The organism is Halomonas huangheensis (assembly GCF_001431725.1).
Lineage (GTDB): Bacteria > Pseudomonadota > Gammaproteobacteria > Pseudomonadales > Halomonadaceae > Halomonas > Halomonas huangheensis.
Genome location: NZ_CP013106.1, coordinates 3,195,800 through 3,216,820 on the forward strand (window position 1 = coordinate 3,195,800; position 21,021 = coordinate 3,216,820).

General features: G+C 59.4%; 17 protein-coding genes. 10 read left to right on the top strand and 7 right to left on the bottom strand.

Annotated features, from left to right (window positions below; all coding sequences use genetic code 11):
* Nucleotides 1-199: 199 nt before the first annotated feature.
* The 3 genes from AR456_RS13980 (at nucleotide 200) to AR456_RS13990 (ending at nucleotide 1,947) form a co-directional block, all read left to right on the top strand.
* Nucleotides 200-868 carry an SDR family oxidoreductase gene (locus AR456_RS13980; protein WP_021818747.1) on the top strand — a complete coding sequence of 223 codons (669 nt, stop codon included), beginning with the start codon at nucleotides 200-202 and terminating at the stop codon, nucleotides 866-868.
* A gap of 70 nt (nucleotides 869-938) precedes the next feature.
* On the top strand, nucleotides 939-1,418 hold the full coding sequence (locus AR456_RS13985) for a peroxiredoxin (protein WP_021818746.1): 480 nt from the start codon (nucleotides 939-941) through the stop codon (nucleotides 1,416-1,418).
* Nucleotides 1,419-1,521: 103 nt separating this feature from the next.
* Nucleotides 1,522-1,947, top strand: a complete 426-nt coding sequence (locus AR456_RS13990; RefSeq protein ID WP_021818745.1) for a GFA family protein — start codon at nucleotides 1,522-1,524, stop codon at nucleotides 1,945-1,947.
* A gap of 70 nt (nucleotides 1,948-2,017) precedes the next feature.
* Here the strand turns inward: AR456_RS13990 and AR456_RS13995 are convergent, their stop codons facing one another.
* The 5 genes from AR456_RS13995 to AR456_RS14015 form a co-directional block, all read right to left on the bottom strand.
* Nucleotides 2,018-3,589 carry a phospholipase D family protein gene (locus AR456_RS13995; protein ID WP_021818744.1) on the bottom strand — a complete coding sequence of 524 codons (1,572 nt, stop codon included), beginning with the start codon at nucleotides 3,587-3,589 and terminating at the stop codon, nucleotides 2,018-2,020.
* Nucleotides 3,590-3,745: 156 nt separating this feature from the next.
* Nucleotides 3,746-4,114 carry an AtuA-related protein gene (locus tag AR456_RS14000; protein ID WP_021818742.1) on the bottom strand — a complete coding sequence of 123 codons (369 nt, stop codon included), beginning with the start codon at nucleotides 4,112-4,114 and terminating at the stop codon, nucleotides 3,746-3,748.
* Nucleotides 4,111-5,544, bottom strand: a complete 1,434-nt coding sequence (locus AR456_RS14005) for an acyclic terpene utilization AtuA family protein (protein WP_021818741.1) — start codon at nucleotides 5,542-5,544, stop codon at nucleotides 4,111-4,113. Before AR456_RS14005 ends, AR456_RS14000 begins: the two co-directional genes overlap by 4 nt.
* Complete coding sequence (locus AR456_RS14010) at nucleotides 5,541-7,451, bottom strand: TRAP transporter permease (protein ID WP_021818740.1); 1,911 nt, start codon at nucleotides 7,449-7,451, stop codon at nucleotides 5,541-5,543. The genes AR456_RS14005 and AR456_RS14010 overlap by 4 nt, the downstream gene beginning before the upstream one ends.
* 100 nt (nucleotides 7,452-7,551) lie before the next feature.
* Nucleotides 7,552-8,535 carry a TAXI family TRAP transporter solute-binding subunit gene (locus AR456_RS14015; protein ID WP_021818739.1) on the bottom strand — a complete coding sequence of 328 codons (984 nt, stop codon included), beginning with the start codon at nucleotides 8,533-8,535 and terminating at the stop codon, nucleotides 7,552-7,554.
* A gap of 123 nt (nucleotides 8,536-8,658) precedes the next feature.
* On the opposite strand from AR456_RS14015, the gene AR456_RS14020 reads away from it, so the two are divergent.
* Nucleotides 8,659-9,555 carry a LysR family transcriptional regulator gene (locus AR456_RS14020; protein ID WP_021818738.1) on the top strand — a complete coding sequence of 299 codons (897 nt, stop codon included), beginning with the start codon at nucleotides 8,659-8,661 and terminating at the stop codon, nucleotides 9,553-9,555.
* A gap of 183 nt (nucleotides 9,556-9,738) precedes the next feature.
* Nucleotides 9,739-10,371 carry a LysE family translocator gene (locus AR456_RS14025; RefSeq protein ID WP_021818737.1) on the top strand — a complete coding sequence of 211 codons (633 nt, stop codon included), beginning with the start codon at nucleotides 9,739-9,741 and terminating at the stop codon, nucleotides 10,369-10,371.
* Here the strand turns inward: AR456_RS14025 and cobA are convergent.
* Together cobA and AR456_RS14035 are read right to left on the bottom strand one after the other, a co-directional pair.
* Nucleotides 10,352-11,335: a uroporphyrinogen-III C-methyltransferase gene (gene cobA, locus AR456_RS14030; protein ID WP_236995509.1), complete on the bottom strand. Its 984-nt coding sequence runs from the start codon at nucleotides 11,333-11,335 to the stop codon at nucleotides 10,352-10,354. The two genes, AR456_RS14025 and cobA, sit on opposite strands and share 20 nt — an antisense overlap.
* On the bottom strand, nucleotides 11,286-14,063 hold the full coding sequence (locus tag AR456_RS14035) for a nitrate reductase (protein WP_021818735.1): 2,778 nt from the start codon (nucleotides 14,061-14,063) through the stop codon (nucleotides 11,286-11,288). Before AR456_RS14035 ends, cobA begins: the two co-directional genes overlap by 50 nt.
* Nucleotides 14,064-14,574: 511 nt before the next feature.
* On the opposite strand from AR456_RS14035, the gene AR456_RS14040 reads away from it, so the two are divergent.
* The 5 genes from AR456_RS14040 to nirD all read left to right on the top strand — a co-directional run bounded on the left by AR456_RS14040 (nucleotide 14,575) and on the right by nirD (nucleotide 20,989).
* Complete coding sequence (locus AR456_RS14040) at nucleotides 14,575-15,168, top strand: ANTAR domain-containing response regulator (protein WP_031207634.1); 594 nt, start codon at nucleotides 14,575-14,577, stop codon at nucleotides 15,166-15,168.
* Entirely contained in the window at nucleotides 15,165-16,268 is a 1,104-nt protein-coding gene (locus tag AR456_RS14045) for a CmpA/NrtA family ABC transporter substrate-binding protein (RefSeq protein WP_021818733.1), read from the top strand. The genes AR456_RS14040 and AR456_RS14045 overlap by 4 nt, the downstream gene beginning before the upstream one ends.
* A gap of 337 nt (nucleotides 16,269-16,605) precedes the next feature.
* Nucleotides 16,606-17,976, top strand: a complete 1,371-nt coding sequence (locus AR456_RS14050) for an NAD(P)/FAD-dependent oxidoreductase (protein WP_081694646.1) — start codon at nucleotides 16,606-16,608, stop codon at nucleotides 17,974-17,976.
* Nucleotides 17,973-20,525: a nitrite reductase large subunit NirB gene (gene nirB, locus AR456_RS14055; RefSeq protein WP_021818731.1), complete on the top strand. Its 2,553-nt coding sequence runs from the start codon at nucleotides 17,973-17,975 to the stop codon at nucleotides 20,523-20,525. Before AR456_RS14050 ends, nirB begins: the two co-directional genes overlap by 4 nt.
* Before the next feature lie 89 nt (nucleotides 20,526-20,614).
* The gene (nirD, locus tag AR456_RS14060) at nucleotides 20,615-20,989 is read left to right on the top strand and encodes a nitrite reductase small subunit NirD (protein ID WP_021818730.1); all 375 of its coding nucleotides are present in this window, start codon (nucleotides 20,615-20,617) and stop codon (nucleotides 20,987-20,989) included.
* Nucleotides 20,990-21,021 lie beyond the last annotated feature (32 nt).

The following is a 21,021-nucleotide window of genomic DNA, read 5'->3' on the forward strand; positions in this document are numbered from 1 at the left end:
CCAGGTGCCGGGCTCGCTGATTCTTCAACCTGTATCGTCTTTACCTTTTCAAGACATTGCAGTTCAAGATATTGCAGTTCAAGACATTGCAGTGAAATCCTGAAATGAGCATCCTGAAGTAGAGCCTGAACGGCTTTCGAGACTCGCGGACTAGAGTCGGACAGGGTGAAATGGCAGTCGGACAGGATGGAACAATACGATGCAAGATAAAGTATTGCTGATCACAGGAGCCGCCAGTGAGTCAGGCATGGCAACGGCTCGTGCAGCTGCTCGTGAAGGCTACCAGCTGGTACTCGCGGCGCATTCCCAAGATGCTCTGGACGCCATTAGCCAGGAGCTGGGCCCGGAAAATGTCGTCGCCGTGGGGATAGATACCACCAGCGTCCAGGATCAGGACTCCATGGTCGAACAGGCCCTGGAATATTTCGGGCGCATCGATGCGGTGTTTATCTGTCCGGTAAACGAGAGCTGTGCCGATGGCCTCGGCACATCTGGCGCCGAAACCTGGCGCTCCATGCTGATGAACCATGTGTACAGCATTGGTCTCACCATCCAGGCCACTCTTCCCGCCTTGCGCAAGACTCGCGGTCACATTCTACTGGCCGGATTTTCCTCCGGACCTTCGCTGGTTCCCGGCTCGATGCTGAACATCACTCGCTGGGCAATTGTCGGCATGGGACACAGTCTGCGTCACGAACTTGAAGGCAGTGGTATTCACGTAACCATGATAGGGCCGGATACCAGCAACGGTGGCGAGCTCAGCGAAAGCACTTGCAGTGGAATGCCGGGCGAGCCCATGCAGGAAATGGATATTGCTACCGCAGTCTCAGCTATCCTCGCTGAGACTGCGGCCAACGAAAATCAATGAAAGATTGATTCCTGTCCTCTCCCGCTCGAGAATCGAAGCTGTCTGCAATCCTCTCGACCAGGAGAATCTGATGACCATTGCCAAAGGCGACCGCCTACCCGACGTTACGCTATTTATCAGCGGCGCGGAGGGCCCGCAACCCATCGCTTCCGGTAAGTTCTTCGCCGGTCGCAAGGTCGTATTATTCGCTGTACCCGGTGCCTTTACCCCCGGATGTTCCAATACTCATATGCCCGGTTTCGTGGTCAATGCTGACAAATTGTTGGACAAGGTCGATGCCGTAGCATGCCTTGCCGTCAACGATGCCTTTGTCATGGGTGCATGGCAGAAGGACCAGAACGCGGAAGCGATCACCATGCTCGCCGATGGTAATGCCGACTTCACCCGCGCCATCGGTATGGACAAGGATGCCAGCGCAGGCGGCATGGGTGTGCGCAGCCTGCGCTACGCCATGATCATCAACGATGGCGTAGTTGAATACCTTGGCGTTGATACCCAGCGCGGCGTGATCGAGGCCTCCAGCGCCGAGACCATTCTGTCGCAGTTGTAAGCCGGAGCTACTCTGTAGGCCGGAACTACGCTGCAAGCCTGAACCAACCAGCTACGCTGGAAGTTGTCGCGACATCCGTCGCAATAACCAGGAGACAGTAGCGATGGAAGATGCAATGACCCTCAAGGGAGCCTGCCTCTGCAGTGCCGTTCACCTCGAGGTGGAGCTGGAAAAGCAGAATGTTGGCGCCTGCCATTGCAACATGTGTCGTACCTGGGGCGGAGGGCCATTGCTGGCACTCGAGTCGGTCCGCCAGGTCAAGGTCGATGGCGAGGAGAAGATCACCTACTTTTCATCCTCTGAGTGGGCAGAGCGCGCCTTCTGCAGCCAATGTGGCACTCATCTCTTCTACCGACTGAAGAGCGGAGAGCACTACGCGGTACCGGTAGGGCTGGTGGATCATGGTGAGGCATGGACTCTCGATAGCCAGATCTTCATTGACGAAAAACCTGGCTGGTATCACTTCGGCAACGAGACCACCAACCTCACCGGGCAGCAGGTCTTCGAAGCCTTCAACGCCAGCAACTGATTCAGCGCCTCAACTTCCGTAGCGTTCCTGAACCGGCCGCTCTCGGCCGGTTCAATCCCGGGCCAGCGTGTTACAGCATCCATTCCACTGGCAACAGCGACACAAAAGACACAACGCCTCTACGGAGCAGACCAGAATTGGGCTCTTGATCGTAGCGTATAACCCCTTGATCCGTACGCTCCAGCCAGTACATATCGCCATCATCATCGAGCTTGACCTCATAGGCGTTAGCAATGACATCGGTATTGAAAACGTCGGTCAGAGTTCCAGCCAGTTCCGGGCTTTCGATGATGAATCCCAGCTCGGTGTTGAGTTGAGCCGAACGAGGGTCGAAGTTGAATGAGCCGACAAACAGCTTGTCGTTATCCACCGCGAAAGTCTTGGCATGCAGACTGACACCAGAGCTACCCAGTGGGCCTGCCTCCTTGCTGCGGCCAGGAGCTCCCGGCGCTCGTTTGAGTTCAAACAGACGTACCCCACCTTCGAGCAACTCGCGACGACGCTTGGCGTAGCCTGCGTGCACGGCTGCCACGTCCGTTGCCTCCAGCGCGTTGGTGAGAACGGTCACTTCCACGCCGCGTTGTTCCATGTCGGTGAACATACGAGTGCCTCTTTCCACCGGCACAAAGTAGGGTGACACCAGATGCACGGACTCCTGCGGCTGACCAATCACTTCCACGAGATGATCAGTCAGCAACTCGTTATCTTTCGCTCTGCCCAGGCCCTTGGCAGGGTCATCACTGACCATGGTTGTATTCGCCCACACCAGTTCGAGATGACCTTCCTCAAGCGCATGCATGATGCGGCTATTGGTGATCGCCTGGCGATACTCAAGAGTCACCGGAGATTCCATAGCAGCATTGACCTCATGCTGGAAACGCTCCAGACCTGCCGGACCGACCGAATCAAGCACCCTGGTAGCAGGATAGGAAGAAGCACTCGACCAATAACGATCAAAATCCATCGATACATCCTGAACGACCGGCCCCACCGCCAGCACATCAAGATCAGCGAAGGCGGTATTCTCACTGGCTCCAAAATACTCGTCAGCGATATTGCGCCCGCCGATAACCGTCGCCTGGTTATCCACCGTAAAGGACTTGTTGTGCATGCGGCGATTGGCGCGACTGAAGTCGGTGATATAGCCGATCCAGCGCGGTGAACGCACCACGAATGGGTTGAACAGTCGCACTTCGATATACGGATGCGCGTCCAGTGCAGCAATCTTCTCATCCCGCCCGTCGGTATTGATGTCATCCAGCAGCAGTCGCACCCGAACATGACGATCCGCAGCATCGAGCAACGCCTTGTAGAGCATCGTTCCGGTAACATCGTCATTCCAGATGTAGTACTGGATATCGAGCGTGCTTTCCGCTGCCGCGGCGAGCAACCAGCGGGCAGCAAAGGCATCTCGGGAGTCACGCAACGCATATATCCCGCTTTCTCCCGAGTGCTTCTGCACAACAGGGGAAATCACCCTACCCAACCTGGTATCTCGGGTCAGGGGCTCCGGCATGGCATAGGTCGTGCTACGCCCTTCAAGCGGTGGCAAATTGGTACAGGCGGTCAGAAGCGTCACCAACAGAAGCAACGCGGACAACCTCATCTGACGCAGGACACGGCCGCAAATCGAGTCACTCAAGTTATTGTTCCCTGGCTCAAGGAGGATGCTGATTCAACGCTATTGTGCACTGATCAACATCAGCGTCCCAGCCAACACCAGCAAATCACGCCAGAATCATCCTGTGGAAGTCCCAGCACAATGCCTCCACCGACTGATCACCCCGCACGGTTGAACTTATCTGTCGCGAGATTCATCAGGCATCAGCGGCATCGACAGCAGCAGGAACGATAATGTCTTGCCATGCCCATCAAGGTTCAATGCACCATTGACGCCACCCTGCAATACGTCGTCGATGACCAGGTTCATGCCATATAACCCCGGCATCGGATAGCGCCTGACTCGGGAAGCGCCACGGTGGGCAAACAGTGCCAGAACTCGTGATTCTGTCACCGTCTCCATCAAACATGGATAATCCTGAGGGTCGTAGACGAATACCGCGAGGTTGAGGCGGTCGCCCTTGTCACCTGCTCGTGCATGGGCGATATCGTGCAGACGTAGCGTCTGGTCCACCGGCGAGATAGCCAACAGCTGTTGCGTGGTCATAGTACCTCCCTTCCTCGACGCCACTCCGCCCCGACCTCTTCATCGGCACTTTTGTCAGCTCTTTCATCAGCATAGTAACGCCGAGCACCACTGACGATATCCTCCCGTCTGACCAGCCATGAGGCACTCAACAGACGCCGCTGGAAGTTACGCCGCACTCCGCCTCCGCCTGCTGGCCCCGCGCAGTAGAGTGCCAACAACTCCTGAGTGGCACGTTCCACCCAGCGCCGCTCAGCATGCTCAACAGCCAGCCGAAGCCGGTAATCACCATCTACGGCGTCATCGTCCCGGGGCGTCATACGTCCATCATCATCATTGAACACACTGAGCAGGCCGATGATGTCAAAGCGCGAACGCAGGTCTTGCGGCGTACGAAAGCTCAAACGCTCGCGCAGTATCTGCGCCGCCAGCCTGGCGCGAGCCAGAGCATTGGGGCCGGCATAGGAGATTTCTGCCTCGCCCTGCCAGCCAGCGTCATAGCACACAGTGGTCTTGAGCCGTGCTGGAGCAGGCTTGCCACGAATGCCGCTGACTTCAACACGATCAGCAGCAATCTGCCGTACCTGCGCCTCGCTCAGATCGACCACCACATCCGGTGTCAGGTAATTGGCCGGATCGTGCACTTCATAGAGCAACTGTTCCTTGACGGTACGTTCGGTGACCAGGCCACCGGACCCTTCAGGCTTGGTCACCAATAAACGGCCATCGGCCTCAACCTCGATGATCGGATAGCCAAGATGCGCCAGACCCGACACATCCTTGAAGCCAGGATCGGCAAAATAACCGCCGCTGACCTGCGAGCCACACTCACCAAGATGGCCCGCCATCATCCCGGCAGCCAATCGATCCCAGTCATCCCACGCCCAACCAAAATGCGCGATCAGCGGCGCAAGGAACAGCGCCGGATCGGCGACCCGACCAGCAACCACCACATCCGCTCCCAGCTGCAACGCTTTCACCAACGGTTCAGCGCCAAGATAGACATTGGCGGATACCAGCCGCTCCTCATCCGGCAGCTCTCCGCTTTCCGCCTCCCAGCGCAGAAGATCCAGTTCCTGCAGCCGTTGGCGAATATCATCGCCGAACACCTCGGCAAGGTGGACTTCTGGCCGCCCGATTCGTGTTGCCAGCGTGGATATACACCGGCAGGCCCCACGTGGATCGGCGGCGCCGAAATTGCCGAGAATGCTGATACCTTGGGCCATGCACTTGTCCAGCACCGGTTCGAGCAGTTCCCCGAGCAACGGTTCGTATCCGCCTTCCGGGTCCTCGCGCATACGTCGATGAGCAGCAGCAAGGGTACGTTCGCCGAGCGTCTCGAATACCAGTGCGCTGGGCTGCCCACGCCTGACCAGCTCATCAACAACGGCAATCGCTGCGTCGGTTCGGTCTCCCGAGAACCCCGCGCCACTTCCCAACAGGAAACTCATGATGGTGTCTCCTCAGAGCGCTGCTCGCCCGTGGTACTGACCGGGTCATGCTCCGACAACAACGCCAGATGGCGACGCCGAATCATGAAGATCAGGATGGTGGTCAGTAACGCTGCCAACGTCGTCAGCCAACCCGGAGTCAACGCCAGCACAATGATCGCGACCAGCACCGCGAGGTCCAACCAGCCACGTCCCGTAAACGTGCTTCGCGCCATCAAGGCTGAGAAAGCAGTCACAAACACCACGCCCTGACACAACGCCAACAGGATATCGATACTGTCACCGAAACCTGCCAGAGCCGGATAGATCAGCAGCAGAAAAGGAATCACATAGATCGCTGCCGCGAGTCGAACCGCCTCGAATGCCGAGGTCATCCAGGTGGTCGCGGCGATGCCCGATGCCACAAAGACAGCGACACAGACTGGTGGCGTGATCACCGACAGGGTGGCGAAGTAGAATACGAACAGGTGGGCAATCAACGGATCAACGCCGATACCGGTCAAGGCCGGCGCCAGCACCGACGCCACCAGCACATAGGCGGCCGTAGTTGGAATCCCCATGCCGAGAATCAGGCAGACCGCAGCAACGATCAGCGCGACCATCATCGTCGATTGCCCAACATCGACGATCAGGCTGGTCAGCGTCACGCCGATTCCGGTCATGCCAATCATCGCTACCAGAATCTGAGCCCCGGCCAACAGCACGCCAATGATCACCATGCCCCGCCCGGCATCCTGAACACCTTCCAGCAGTGTCACGATCAACTGACGTAGTGAAGTCCCGGCACGCAACCCGAACAGCACATAAGTGACTGCCGTCAGAGCAATGCCATAGAACGCCGCCGTCTGGATCGACTTACCGCTCAACACCCCAGCGAAGAGCCCACCCAGTGCCGCGACGATCGGTACCAACCGCGAAGCTCTGAGAATCTCCGGCCAACGCGGCAACTCTTCTTCTGGAACTACGCGTAGTCCCCGTCGACGAGCAACCAGATGAATGGTCAGAAACACACCAAGGTAGAACAGCGCCGCTGGAATCAGTGCCGCAAGCGCGATGCGCACATAACTCTCACCGAGAATCTCAGCCATGATGAAGGCTGCTGCGCCGAGAATTGGTGGAGCCACCTGCCCACCTGTCGATGCAACCGCTTCGACGCCCGCCGCAAAAGGTGCGGGATAACCGAGCCGCTTCATCATCGGAATGGTGAAATTGCCGGTGGTAGCAACATTGGCCACGGCGCTACCGCTGACCATACCGAACAACCCTGATGCCACAGTCGCAACCTTGGCTGCTCCGCCCGGCGAGCGTCCGCTGATACGCAAGGCAATATCCATGAAGGTGTTTCCACCACCGGTATGCAGCAGAATGCCACCGAACATCACGAAGGCAGCAATGGTCGTCGCTGCGACCCCGACCAACATGCCCCAGATGCCCAGGTCGCCCAGATAAAGGGTCTCAGTGATGTAGTAGATATCGAAGCCACGGTGGCCGAGTGGACCCGGAATCCAGCTCCCCAGCCACGCATATCCCAGTCCTACCAACACCAACAGCGGAAAGATCAGCCCAATGGCCCGGCGCGACAACTCCAGAATGGTCGCCACCAGTAGCGCGCATAGCCACAGATCACGCGTGGTCGCCCAGGGAAGTTCAGTAAGAATCTGCTGATGGTGAGTCGCGACATAGCCACAGGCAATCACCGTACCCACCGCCAATAGCGCATCAACCAACAATCCCAGCGGACGCCAGGCCCTACCCTGCCCCAGCGGATAAAGCGTCAGGCCAAGCAGAATCACCAGGCTCAGAAACAGACTGCGCTGCACCAGGCTCTCGAAGGAGCCAAATGCTGCGCTGTAGAGAATCAGGGCACCCAGCAGCAATGCCAGGCACCGGGAAATGAACGTCAGCATACAAGCGTCTCGTTAGTCGGCAGGCTTCAAGGCTCTATTCGACAGGCGTCAGGGCTCTATTCAACAGGCGTCAGGGCTCTATTCAACAGGCGTCAGGGCTCTATTCAACAGGCGTCAGGGCTTCAGGAATCTCGTACCCCTGTTCCTCGAAATAGCGTGCTGCACCAGGGTGTAGCGGTACGCTGCCGACAGACAACGTCATTTCGGCCATATCCTCACCTTCCAGCGCGGCAAAGGCGTTGGCCTGGGGGTCAGGATGCTCCATCACCGCCTTGACGATCTGATAGGCAGTTTCCTCATCCAACGAAGGCGAAGCATGCATTGCGACCCCGAAGGCCCAGGTGGTGTAAGCCGGCACGCCTTGCGCGGCACCTTCAGGAATATCAACCACGGCCAACTCCGGCATCTCGCTGCGTAGCGTCTCTGCCTGCTGCTCATCCAGCGACAACACCGCGACATCGGTGAAAGTCGCAATATCCATGGTCGATCCATCGAGACGCTTGCCGACCCCAGACTTGACGTAACCGGCGATGCGGTCATCCTTGATCGAGTCCACTACGTCCGACGTCGAACCACGCACATAATCCGGGGCGATGCCCAGTGTCTCGAATACAGCCTCGGTGGTGGCCTCAGTGGAGGAGCCGGTAATTCCCGGATTGAGGCGCACGCCTTCCAGGCCGGCCATGCTCGACACTCCCGCATCCTGCCGCAGCACCACATTCTGTGGCGCAACGGTGTAGACCCACAGCAGGCGAGAATCCACCGGGCGCGAGGAGTAATCCCCCTGACCGGCGTATGCCTGATAACCGGTGTTGGTCGTCACCAGTCCCATGTCGATCTGATCACGACTCAAGCGACGCAGGTTATCGACTGTCGCCCCGGTCTCCGCCACCGAGGAATTGACGTCTTCGACATATTCATTGATCAACTGATTGACGGCGACGAAGTAGCCGTAGTGGCTGGAAGAACTGGAAGTGGAACCGATCAGCAGACGTTGCTCCGCCTGTGCAACAGACACGGCGGAAAGCATGGCAATGCCTGCAGCCAAGGCGGTGATTCGGGTTTTTACGGCGTGCTCTTTCATGACGTGCTCCTGCCCGCATGGGGCTTGTTGTTGTACTTGCTGTGCTTGTCGTGTCGAACCAGCATGGTCGGCAGGATACGTTTTGACTATTGAATAGTTTTTAAAAACCCTTTTAATAAACTTATGAATCCAAGCATCAAGCAACTTCAGGCCTTTGTCGCCGTTTCCCGGGCTCGCAGCCTGGCGCAAGCCAGCGAACGCCTACACCTTTCGCAACCGGCCATTTCCATTACCCTCAAGAATCTCGAGCAACAGATCGGAGGCAAGCTATTCAGTCGTGAGGGACGACAACTGAGCCTGACGCCAGAAGGACGCGATTTTCTGCCTACTGCACTGCGCCTGTTACAAGACTGGCAGGAGGCCTTCGAGGATCTGGATGCTCTGTTCTCCAAACAACGCGGTAAAGTGACCATCGCGGCATTACCTACGCTCGCCGCTGGGGTCGTGCCCGGCGTGATCGCCGAGTTCCACCGTCATTACCCGCGAATCAACCTGAGCCTGCATGATGTACTGGCCGACGAAGTAACCCGCATGGTCCGTGAGGAGCGGGCAGACTTTGGCTTGTCAGTGGCGCCGCAGGATGCCGAGGACCTCGACTTCACGCCGATTCTCGACGACCAGAATGTTGTGGTTTGTGCCCTGGGGCATCCACTGCTGGAAAACAGCGAAGTGGCCTGGCGGATGCTGGCGAACTACCCCTTTATCGGCATCCATCGCCAATCCAGCTCGCGCCAGCAGATCGACCGCCTGATGGACGATATCGGCTGCCAACTGGATATCCTCTGCGATGCCAGCCAGATTGCCACCGTTGGTCGCATGGTCGCCACCGGGCTGGGTATCAGCGTGCTGCCATCGCTGAGCTTTCGACAGATATCCCTCGACGGCCTTGATTATCGGCCGCTGATCGAGCCACAGCTTCCTCGCCGCCTGGGCATCATCACCCGCCGCCGCGACCCGCTCTCCTCCGCCGCAGCGGCGTTGTTGAGCATGGTCGAAACTGCCGCCGGTTCGTTGCGCTGACACCAGTATCAACAGACCGCTCGAATAAGGCTCTTTCACAAAGCCCCTTTCACAAAGCCCCTTTCATAAAGCCCCTTTCATAAAGCCCCTTTCATAAAGCCCCTTTCATAAAGGCTGGGAGTATGGCTAGCTCATGGCTATGTCATACGCCTTCAAGCACCATCTCGATCAAGGAGAGCCTTAATGGACCTGCAACTGTGGCTGGCCTTTGTTGCCGCCTCCACGGCGTTACTGTTGATTCCTGGCCCCACGGTGCTGTTGGTATTGAGCTATGCACTGAGCCAGGGACGCAGCGTGGCACTGGCCACGGTGGCCGGGGTCTCGCTGGGAGTGTTGCTGTCGATGTGCGCATCACTGGCAGGATTGGGGGCGGTGGTGATGGCGTCGGCCACTGTGTTCACGGTACTTAAATGGGCAGGAGCCGTTTATCTGGTCTATCTGGGCACCAGGATGTTTCTCGGTGCATCAAAGGCCAGTCTGGGCGACCTGTCACATCCTCAGGCATCATCAACACGCCGGGTGTTCACCCATGCCGCCATTGTGACCACGCTGAATCCCAAGAGCATTGCCTTCTTCATCGCCTTTGTGCCGCAATTCATCACCCCGGGCAATGCCTTGCTGCCACAGTTCGCGATCCTGGTCGGCACCTTTGTCGCGCTCGCCGCCATCAGCGCACTGGCCTATGCGCTGCTCGCTGATCAATTGCGTCGTCGCATCGCTCGGCCGACGGTAATGGCAGCGCTGTCCCGGCTCAGCGGTGGCGCATTGATTGCCATGGGCGCAGCCACTGCCACCCTCAAACGTTCGACAGCGTAACCGGCTCTGTGACGGCATGAGCCTCGCGTTCCAGACGCTGGTGGGCCAGCGTCACGACACTGCCGACAATGATCAGACACGGCGATGGCAAGGGGCTCTGCGCCAGCCGCCTGGGCATATCCTCCAGTCTGCCGATCAGGCTCTGTTGATCGGGCAGGCTGGCGTTGGCCACCAGCATAATCGGCCAGTCATCAGCGAGTCCGGCACCACGTAGCCCCTGGCAGATGGCATCGAGCTTGTTGAGCCCCATATAGAACACCAGGGTTTCATCCTCTCGTGCCAACGAGGCCCAATCCGGCTCCCCACCCTCACGACATTGCTGGGCAGTGATCAAACGCAACGTCTGCGCGTGGGCACGGTCAGTCAGGGGAACACCCATAGCCGCACAGGCACTGGAAGCGGCAGTGATGCCGGGCACGATCTCGCACCGAATTCCCGCCTCATCAAGCGCCGCCAGTTCCTCACCCATTCGCCCGAAAACGCCGGGGTCGCCGCCCTTGAGGCGCACCACAGACTTACCCTGCAGTGCGAGGCTGACCAGGCGCTGACCGATCTGCTCCTGAGCCACGCTATGATGCCCCCGAGCCTTGCCGACATAGTGGCGCTCAACACCAGACGGAATCATCGCCAGCACGTCATCACCCACCAGCCGATCATAGACCACCGAATCCGCCTGACGCAGACAGTGCAGTGCCCGCAATGTCAGCAGGTCGCCGGCACCACTGCCGGCACCGACCAGATAGACTCGGCCAGCTTTCAGTCCCGAAGCACTCGGGTGCTCTCCCTCGGTGTTCCTCGATAGCTGTTGCTCGATTCCCTGCGCGAGACGCGCCACACCCGCCGCCATCCTTGCCAGCCGCTGACGCAGTCCCGACTCAGCAGTGGCTTGCGCGATGGATGCCGACGACCGCTGATCATCCGACGGCAACGGCCCGGGCGGTATCCGCTGTAATGGCATTGGCATGGCTCTTTTCCTCTTCAAGCACTGATTTGAGTTCCGGGATACAGCTACCGCATTGCGTTCCGCAGGCCAGGCGCGCGCCCAGTGCCTCGACACTGTCATCGCCCTGACGAATGGCCTCGACAATGGCGGTACGCCCAACTTGATGGCAGCTGCACACCACTGGCCCCTGGTTGGCTGAGCCATCATCACAGGCAGCGAGCACACGGCGTCGCTGGTCATCGGTGAGTGGCTGTGCGTGGGCGGCTTCCTCGAGTCGCTGACTGATCCAGCCGAGCCCCGGCAGTTCACCGATCGGGCCGACCATCAACCACCAACGCAGGTAGCCATTTTCAATGCCCGCTGCACGCAACCGCGCGGCTGAGATATCCTCGGCTACCGGCCCCACGGCCACTGGCAGCATGCGCGTCAGCCACTCTCGCCAGTCACGCTGCTCGACAAAAGGGTCCCCAGCCAGTTGCCAACAGACACCGTGCTCGAGCGGAATACGCGTCCAGTAGATACTGGCCTCGTGCACCGCCGAGCCCAGTTGGATATCGAGTGCCTCATCCACTATCAGGCTGGCCTCCCAGGCCATGGCCAGCGGTTCGATGGCCACCGCGCCATGTTTGGATTCGGGTTGACCGGATAGCGGGTCGGTCACCCCCTGAAACAGACTGCCACTACGTGCCGCGCTGCTCAGGCGGTCCGTCCAGTGAATAGGGACGAATATCTCGCCACGACGCTGAGCCGGTGAGATGCGTACTCGGACTCGCATTTCGCCCGTGGCGGCCGTGATACGGGCCAATTGTCGATCCGTCAGGTGGTAATGGCGAGCATCCGCCTCGTGCACCTCGACGAAGGGTTCCGAACGGTGATTCATCAGTCGTGCGGCACGGCTAGTGCGCGTCATGGTGTGCCATTGGTCGCGAATTCGTCCTGAGTTGAGGCGCAAGGGATATTCACTGCTCAGCGTCTGATGCGGTTGCCGTGGTGTAATCGGCCACAATCGAGCACGGCCATCGGCGGTGGCAAAGCGACCATCCTCAAACAGGCGCGCGGTGCCTCGGGGAGAATCGACGCTAACCGGCCACTGGATTGGCTCAAGCGCGTCATAGCCATCTTGATCCAATTCCGCCAATGCCGAGATATCGAACAGCCGACGCTGATGTTGGGTGTCGTTCTCGAAACCAGAGAGACGCGCGTGCTCAGTGAATATCTCGGCAGGATGCGCATAGGAAAAGGCCTCCGAGTATCCGAGGTGCGTCGCGACCTGACTGATGATCCACCAGTCATGACGTGCCTCCCCTGGCGGCGGCAACATGCCTCGCTGGCGAGAGATGCGTCGTTCGGAGTTGGTGACGGTGCCATCCTTCTCCGACCAACCGCTGGCCGGCAACACGATATCGGCCAGTTCCACCAGGTCGGTATCCAGCATGCATTCCGAGACGATCACCAACGGGCAGCGCTCGATAGCGGTACGCACGCGGTTGGCATCCGGCAGACTGACCAGCGGATTGGTCGCCATGATCCATAGCGCCTGAATCTCACCACGTTCGATGGCCTCGAACAGTTCGACGGCCTTGTAGCCCGGCGCCTCCGGTAGATCCGGCGTCAACGACGGCGTGCTCCAGAAACGCGTTACGCGCTCGAGGGCACCGGGGCTATCGTAATCCATGTGTGCGGCCAACTGATTGGCCAACCCGCCCACTTCCCGTCCACCCATGGCGTTGGGCTGCCCGGTAATCGAGAACGGGCCGGCCCCCGGCAGGCCGATCTTGCCGCCGGCCAGGTGGCAGTTGATGATCGTGTGGCACTTGTCGGTGCCACTGGTCGATTGATTGACGCCCTGAGAATACAGCGTGACCACATGCAACTGGCTGGCGAACCAGTAATAGAAGGTTTCAAGACGCTCGGTATCGACATCGCAGTCGGCCGCCACCGCCTCGATACTCGACTCTCCCTCCCGAGCCGCGGCCAGCGCTTCCTCGAAGCCGTTGGTGTGTCGCTGCAGATAGAGGGAATCCAGTCGCCCCTTGTCTGCCATCCAGGCCAACAATCCATTGAACAGACGAGCATCCGAGCCAGGACGAATGCCGAGATACAGATCGGCCAGCTCACAGCTATCGGTGACACGAGGGTCAATCACCACCACCCGCATTAGAGGATTGCGCGCCTTGGCAACACGCAGCCGCTGGAACAACACCGGATGGTTCCAGGCCAGATTGGAACCGACCAGCACCACCAATTCGGCCTCTTCCAGGTCCTCATAATTGCAAGGCACGGCATCGGCCCCGAATGAGCGCTTGTAGGCCGCCACCGCCGAGGCCATACACAGTCGGGAATTGGTATCCAGATGCGGCGTGCCAAGAAAGCCCTTGAACAGCTTGTTGGCAACGTAATAGTCCTCGGTCAGTAACTGCCCCGAGAGATAGCCGGCAATGGCGGCATTGCCCTTCTCATCGCGTATCGCCTGAATCCTCGACGCGGTTTCCGACAGTGCGACCTGCCAGTCCACGGCTCGACCATCCACCAGAGGTTGCAGCAACCGGCCCCGATCACCGAGAGTCTCGGCCAATGCCGAGCCCTTGACGCACAATCGGCCAAAGTTGGCGGGATGCTGATCGTCGCCCTCGACATCCACCATGCGCCCTTCCACCAGTTGCGCCTTGACGCCGCAGCCAACGCCACAATACGGGCAAGTGGTCCGTGCCAGGAGGTCACTGTCGGGTTGCTGCCGGTGCTGTGTCATCGCTATCTCCCTCCATCGCTACCAGCGGAAACCAAACGCAAAACGCCCATTTCCATCCAGGCACCGATGGGTGTCCTGACGAAAATGGGCGTCGTTGCCGGGGCAGGAAGCCGACGCTGGCTCCACATGCCCTCAATGTTGAACGTTCACGAGCTCGATGCTTCACAAGCTTGATGCTTCACAAGCTTGATACTTCACAAGCTCTGTCACTGTTTAACCTGTAAGCAAGGCGTGTGCCAGAAACGTGATAACACCGTGTCATGGTGTGCTGCAGCTTGATTCGTCTCGACTCCTTGCGCTGCACTGCACCACCAGCTGTCGTCGCAACCCTCTATCGCACCACAACAGGGCGCTTTACTCCTCAAGCAGAACTCGCCCCCCCCACTCAACAACCCTGCTACCTCGCGAAGATCACGCCATCGTACTCGGGGCATGAGCCACCTGGAACGTATCTTGCAGTGCAGCAGTCATGTGTCCGAACAATATGCCCGAACAGAGGCGATTCAATCCCATGCCACAGCCCCTGAAAGTACTGCTGGTCGATGATGAGATCGTGCGTGCCGCCATGGTCGAGGAGGCACTGGCCGGTGAAGGCCATGAGGTGGTCTGCCGCCTGGCCAGTCCATCGAGTCTCAACGACATGGTGGCCCGTCATCAGCCCGATGTGGTGATCATTGATATGGAATCTCCCGATCGCGACACGCTCGACAGCATGTCGCTTCTGCATCGCGAGAATCCTCGCCCGGTAGTGTTCTTCGCCGACCAGCACGATCCCGACGCTCTACAAGCCGCTCTCGATGTGGGGGTCAGCGCCTATGTGGTCGATGGTCTGGTACCCAGCCGGGTCAAGTCCGTCATGGACGTGGCTATCGCCCGCTTCAAGTCCTTCCAGTCCATGCGGCTCGAACTCGACCGCGCACGCAACCAGTTGGCCGAACGCAAACGCATCGAGCGTGCCAAGGGACTACTGATGAAGCACCAGAGCTGCGATGAGGAACAGGCCTATCGCATGCTGCGCAAGCTGGCCATGGATCGCGGTCAGCGCATCGGCGAAGTCGCCACCAACGTCATCGATATCCTGGAACAGCTGGAGAAGGGAAAATGAGCGACGCCAGCCAGACGAACTCCATTGCAACATCTGCCACATCGACACCTTCCACACCGACATCTGCCACATCGACAGCTGCCAAACCGGAACTGTCTGCGTTGACGCTGGGCTTTATCCCGTTGCTGGATGCCGCACTATTGGTGATCGCTCGTGAGGGAGGCTTCTTCGAGAGTGAAGGCATCGAGGTCACTCTGTCCCGCGAGAATGCCTGGTCGACACTGCGCGACAAGGTCGCGGCGGGCATGCTTGATGGCGCTCATATGCTGGCTCCCATGCCGCTGGCAATGAGCCTGGGATTGTCCCGTGCACCCTGCGAGACCCTGGCGCCGATTGTGCTCAGTCGGCACGGCAACACCGTCGTACTCTCTGAGCGCTACGCCGAGGGCATGCTGTCACCGAGCCAGACTTCCCCCGCCGATAATGCCCGCAAACTGCGCCAGTTGCTCGATCAACGTCGACTGAGCGGTGCCATCAGTCCTCCGCGTCTGGCCATGGTCTACCCGTGGAGTTGCCAGCATCTGTTACTGCGCCGCTGGCTGAGTCTCGGTGACATCGATCCACAGGACAGTGTCGAGCTGGTCGCCCTGCCACCTCCGCGCATGGTCGATGCCCTACGTGAAGGTCAGATCGATGGCTTCTGTGTCGGCGAGCCCTGGGGCAGTCTTGCCCAGCATCGTGATGTTGGTCGTATTGTGGCTCGCGGTGCAGACCTGATGCCCGGTCACCCAGAGAAGGTGTTGGGCGTTACAGCCTCCTGGGCGCGGCGCTATCCCAGTACGCTCGCGGCACTGGTCCGTGCACTGCAAGCCGCCGCCGACTGGCTGCATAGTGCTGCGGATGCCATGCCACGAACACGGGGCTGGTTGGCACTGCCTCCTTACCTGGACCGCAGCATGAGCCATCTCGACCAACAACCGCTCAACAACCCTACCGCCGACCTGCGGATCGGCGACGAATTACGCCCCAGGCTAACCGACTTCATCGTCCTCGCCCAACAGCTGCAACCGCTACTGGAAATGCGCGACCGCCAGATAGACTCCCCCACCGTGGAAGCCTGCTACAGCGCAGTGCATTTCGATGCGGCAACGCACCAGTGAAGTGCTGGATATATCGTTTCAGGTAATGACCAGCGAACATTACCATTATAAAATATTGATATTAAACATATCTGTGACACATGGCCCATAACTTGATTGCTATTGGGTAATAACGGCCACTACGGTCGAGCGATCAACGGCGATCGCCACTGCCTCGTACCGACATCCACTTATCTGGTGGCAATCGGCTAGCGAAAATTGCTGCGAGGCCCAGACAAAGACGTCTCTGCACTCCCGCGTACAAGTTCGGGAACGTGCAGGACGTCTTTTTTCGTTTGTGGAGACCGATCTTGTGAAAAACGCTCCTGTGAAGAACGCTCCAGTGAACAACAGTGCCATGACCCAGCCTCACGCCGCGGGTACCGCGCCCGCTATCCGCCATCTGGTGATAGTCGGCAATGGTATGGCGGCACACCGACTGATCGAGACACTAGGCTGCATGCCGGGCGCGCCCGAACACATCACCGTGATCGGTGACGAGCCCCATGGCGCCTACAACCGCATCATGCTTTCTCCCTGGCTGGCGGGTGAGATCGACACCGAGGGGCTAGCCCTGGCGCCTCCCACAGCGGATCACTCACCACAAGGCCAGCAACCACGCATCACCACTCGTCTTGCCTTGCGGGTTACCGGAATCAACCGTCGGCAGCGGAGACTGGAATGCGCTGACGGTGAACTCATCGACTACGACCACCTGGTGCTGGCCACCGGCTCACGCTCGGCGATGCCCGATATAGCGGGCATCAACCACCAGGGCGTAGGCGGATTCCGGGACCTTGCTGACGCCAGGGCCCTGGCAGACAGCGCCGAACAAGGTGGTCAGGCGGTGGTGGTCGGTGGCGGGTTGCTGGGGCTGGAAGCCGCCGAAGGGCTGCGCAAGCGAGGCATGCAGGTCACTGTATTGCAACGTAGTCATCGGCTGATGAACCGCCAGCTGGATGATACGGCGGCTGCCATGCTGGCTCAGCAGCTGAGCGAACGTGGTATCCAAATCCGCACTGGCGTTCAGGTCGCCGAAATCCTCGGTGATGCCGAAGGCTGCGTGAGTGCAGTTCGACTACAGGGTGAAGACACTCACCTGCCCGCACAGCGGGTGGTGATGACCACCGGCATCACCGCTAATGTCGAGCCGGGCCGCAGCGCCGGATTGGTCTGTGACCGAGCACTGGTGGTCGACGATCAACTATTGACCTCGGATTGCCATATCTCGGCGCTCGGCGAGTGTTGCCAGTTCGAGCAGCACACCTATGGCCTGGTCGAGCCTATCTGGCGGCAGGTCGAGGTACTGGCTCGACGATTATGCGGCTCAACAGGCGTTCCCTACCACGAAGCGAGTTGCGCCACGCGGCTCAAGGTATCCGGCATCTCACTATTTGCCTTCGGGCCCACCGACGCCGAAGGCGATCACGAAGTGCTGACCTATCACGACAACGAACGGGGCGAGTATCGGCGCCTACTGCTCACTGACGGACGCCTGGTGGGTGCTGTGTTGTATGGCGATACCCGCATGGGCCCATGGCTCTTCGAACTCTCACAACAAGGTGTTGGGCTGGATGCGGTACGCCATTCCCTGCTGTTGGGCCAGGCCGATACCGAGGCACTGATGGCAGAGCAGTCCAGTTGTGTCGATCACGATCCCGACAACCGACTCGATAACCAACTCAAGCATCAGCCCAGCAAAAACAAGACGCATCAGGAGGCCGCATGATGACCAACAATGAACCCCTCTCTCCCTCTGCCGATGCCAAGGCGCAGCCGACCCTGATCGTGATCGGCAATGGCATGGTCGGCCACCACCTGGTCGAGCAACTGGTGGAACGTGACGCCAACCGCCAGTACCGCATTGTGGTCTTTGGCGAGGAACGTCATCTGGCCTACGACCGCGTGCACCTCTCGGAGTACTTCAACGGTCAGGATGCCGAGTCACTGGCACTGTCGACCACTGACTACTACGCCGAACACGGCATCGACCTGTATCTCAACGAGACGGTGACCGCCATTGATCGTGAGGCGCGCGAGGTGGTTACCGACAGTGGCCGCCATCCCTTCGAGCGCCTGGTACTGGCTACCGGCTCCTATCCTTTCGTACCACCGATCCCCGGGAATGACACTGAAGGGTGCCTGGTCTACCGCACTCTGGAGGACCTGGATGCCATCCGTAGCGCCGCTGCCCATGCCACTACCGGCGTTGTCGTAGGCGGCGGTTTATTGGGGCTTGAGGCCGCCAATGCTCTGCGCGGCCTCGACCTCGATACGGCAGTGGTCGAGTTTGCTCCACGCCTGATGCCGATGCAGGTCGATGACCAGGGCGGCGAGTTGCTGCGTGAAAAGATCGAAGGCCTTGGGGTTCAGGTACTGACCGAACGGGCCACTCAGCGCATAGAGCCCGGCCAGGCCAGTCGCCTGCGTATGGTGTTCCAGGATGACAAGGTGCTGGAGACCGATCTGATCGTGTTCTCTGCAGGTATTCGTCCCCGCGACCAACTGGCCCGTGACTGCGGTCTGGAAATCGGCGAGCGCGGTGGTGTGGTGATCGACGACCACTGCCTGACCAGCGATCCGGCGATTCTCGCGGTTGGCGAGGTAGCACTGTGGAGCAACAGTATCTTCGGTCTGGTGGCGCCGGGCTACCAGATGGCCAGAGCCGCTGCCCATACTCTGACCCATGGTGACGTCACCTTCCGTGGTGCTGATATGAGCACCAAGCTCAAGTTGATGGGGGTCGATGTCGGAGCCATCGGTGATGCGCATGGCGATCACACGCCCGGCGCCAGACAATTTCGCTACTTCGACCAGCTCAAGCAGGTCTATCGCAAGCTGGTGGTTTCCAGTGATGGTCGCCAACTGTTGGGCGCCATGCTGGTTGGTGACAACAGCGCCTACGATACGCTGATGCAGTACTTCGCCAATGGCCTGACGCTACCCGATGACCCGGCCTCGCTGATCCTGCCGCATAGCGAGGGCGCACCGACGATGGGCCCGGATGCACTACCTGATACCGCCACCATCTGCTCCTGCCACAACGTCACCAAGGGCGCGATCAGTTCGGCTATCGATGCCGGCTGCACCGATATAGGCGTACTCAAGGGCGAAACTCGAGCCAGCACTGGCTGTGGTGGCTGTGCAGCATTGCTCAAGAGCGTCTTCGACCATGAGCTTTCGTCACGCGGCATGGAAGTCGACACCGCCCTCTGCGAACATTTCGCGCATACCCGGAAGGAGCTCTACGACATTGTGCGCGTCGAAGGCATCAAGACCTTCAGCGACCTGATGGAAAAACACGGCAAGCACCAGCATGACGGCGCCCCCTGCCTTGGATGCGACATCTGCAAGCCGGCAGTCGCGTCGATTCTTGCTTCGTGCTTCAACGAGCCGATCACCAATGCCGCGCATATTCCGTTGCAGGACACCAATGACACCTTCATGGCCAATATGCAGAAGAACGGCACCTATTCGGTCGTGCCGCGTATTCCTGGTGGTGAAATCACCCCCGACAAGCTGATCGTTCTGGGTGAAGTGGGTCGCAAGTACAACCTCTACACCAAGGTCACCGGCGGACAGCGCATCGATCTTTTCGGCGCACGCCTCGAGGATCTGCCATCAATCTGGGGCGAGCTGATCGCCGCCGGCTTCGAGACTGGGCATGCCTACGGCAAGTCGACACGCACGGTGAAGTCCTGTGTCGGCAGCACCTGGTGCCGTTATGGCGTGCAGGACAGTGTTGGCATGGCAATTCGCCTGGAGAACCGCTACAAGGGGCTTCGCTCGCCCCACAAACTCAAGTTCGCAGTGTCAGGCTGTACCCGTGAATGTGCCGAGGCACAGAGTAAGGACATCGGCGTGATCGCCACCGAGCATGGCTGGAACCTCTATATCTGTGGTAACGGCGGCATGCGCCCTCGCCATGCAGAGCTGTTCGCCACCGACCTCGATGACGAGGCGCTGATCCGCACCATCGACCGGGTGCTGATGTTCTATGTACGCACCGCCGACCGCCTGCAGCGTACCTCGGTGTGGCGAGAAAGCCTCGAAGGCGGTCTCGACTACCTCAAGGACGTGATTCTCGATGACAGCCTCAATCTCGGAGAGGAACTCGACCACCAGATGCAGGTGGTGATCGACAACTACGAATGCGAGTGGGCCAATGCCCTCTCCGACCCAGAGAAGCTCAAGCGTTTCCGCAGTTTCGTCAACGACGAGCGCCCCGACCCGGACATCATCGTCACCGAAGAGCGCGGCCAACTCAGGCCCGCCTGAAACAGCGCTTTGGTACTGCTCCGAATGGGCTGGCCACTGGCCAGTCACCCGAACCACCAGGATTTCCAGAACAACCAGGGAGCTCTCCCATGACCACCGCCACCGCAGAAGCACCGACCATGCCCCAGACCTGGCAAACGCTATGCACCAGGGCCGACCTGGTTGCCCACTCCGGCATCGCCGCCTGCCTCGAGACCCATGAAGGGCTCCTCCAACTGGCAATCTTCTATCTGCCCGGTCACGACACCGAGCTCTATGCCATCGACCATCACGATCCCTTTTCCGATACCAACGTCATCGCTCGCGGCATCATCGGCGACATCAAGGGCGAGCCGGTCGTGGCCTCGCCGCTCTTCAAGCAGCACTTCAGGTTGAGCGATGGACAATGCGTGGAAGACGAGCACGTGAAACAGCGTACCTGGTCGGTGCGTCTCGACGGCGACGAGGTGATGATAAGGGTATGACCCTCGTTGCGTATGTCGACTGGCCGCTTGGC

What these genes read in the sequence shown, in the direction of transcription:
- AR456_RS14010 (WP_021818740.1), bottom strand. Translation starts at nt 7,451, where the DNA reads ATGCTGACGTTCATTTCCCGGTGCCTGGCATTGCTGCTGGGTGCCCTG.
- AR456_RS14015 (WP_021818739.1), bottom strand. Translation starts at nt 8,535, where the DNA reads ATGAAAGAGCACGCCGTAAAAACCCGAATCACCGCCTTGGCTGCAGGC.
- AR456_RS14050 (WP_081694646.1), top strand. Translation starts at nt 16,606, where the DNA reads ATGACCCAGCCTCACGCCGCGGGTACCGCGCCCGCTATCCGCCATCTG.
- nirD (WP_021818730.1), top strand. Translation starts at nt 20,615, where the DNA reads ATGACCACCGCCACCGCAGAAGCACCGACCATGCCCCAGACCTGGCAA.
- AR456_RS14005 (WP_021818741.1), bottom strand. Translation starts at nt 5,544, where the DNA reads ATGAGTTTCCTGTTGGGAAGTGGCGCGGGGTTCTCGGGAGACCGAACC.
- AR456_RS14040 (WP_031207634.1), top strand. Translation starts at nt 14,575, where the DNA reads ATGCCACAGCCCCTGAAAGTACTGCTGGTCGATGATGAGATCGTGCGT.
- AR456_RS14020 (WP_021818738.1), top strand. Translation starts at nt 8,659, where the DNA reads ATGAATCCAAGCATCAAGCAACTTCAGGCCTTTGTCGCCGTTTCCCGG.
- nirB (WP_021818731.1), top strand. Translation starts at nt 17,973, where the DNA reads ATGATGACCAACAATGAACCCCTCTCTCCCTCTGCCGATGCCAAGGCG.
- cobA (WP_236995509.1), bottom strand. Translation starts at nt 11,335, where the DNA reads ATGCCAATGCCATTACAGCGGATACCGCCCGGGCCGTTGCCGTCGGAT.
- AR456_RS14000 (WP_021818742.1), bottom strand. Translation starts at nt 4,114, where the DNA reads ATGACCACGCAACAGCTGTTGGCTATCTCGCCGGTGGACCAGACGCTA.
- AR456_RS14045 (WP_021818733.1), top strand. Translation starts at nt 15,165, where the DNA reads ATGAGCGACGCCAGCCAGACGAACTCCATTGCAACATCTGCCACATCG.
- AR456_RS13990 (WP_021818745.1), top strand. Translation starts at nt 1,522, where the DNA reads ATGGAAGATGCAATGACCCTCAAGGGAGCCTGCCTCTGCAGTGCCGTT.
- AR456_RS13985 (WP_021818746.1), top strand. Translation starts at nt 939, where the DNA reads ATGACCATTGCCAAAGGCGACCGCCTACCCGACGTTACGCTATTTATC.
- AR456_RS14025 (WP_021818737.1), top strand. Translation starts at nt 9,739, where the DNA reads ATGGACCTGCAACTGTGGCTGGCCTTTGTTGCCGCCTCCACGGCGTTA.
- AR456_RS14035 (WP_021818735.1), bottom strand. Translation starts at nt 14,063, where the DNA reads ATGACACAGCACCGGCAGCAACCCGACAGTGACCTCCTGGCACGGACC.
- AR456_RS13980 (WP_021818747.1), top strand. Translation starts at nt 200, where the DNA reads ATGCAAGATAAAGTATTGCTGATCACAGGAGCCGCCAGTGAGTCAGGC.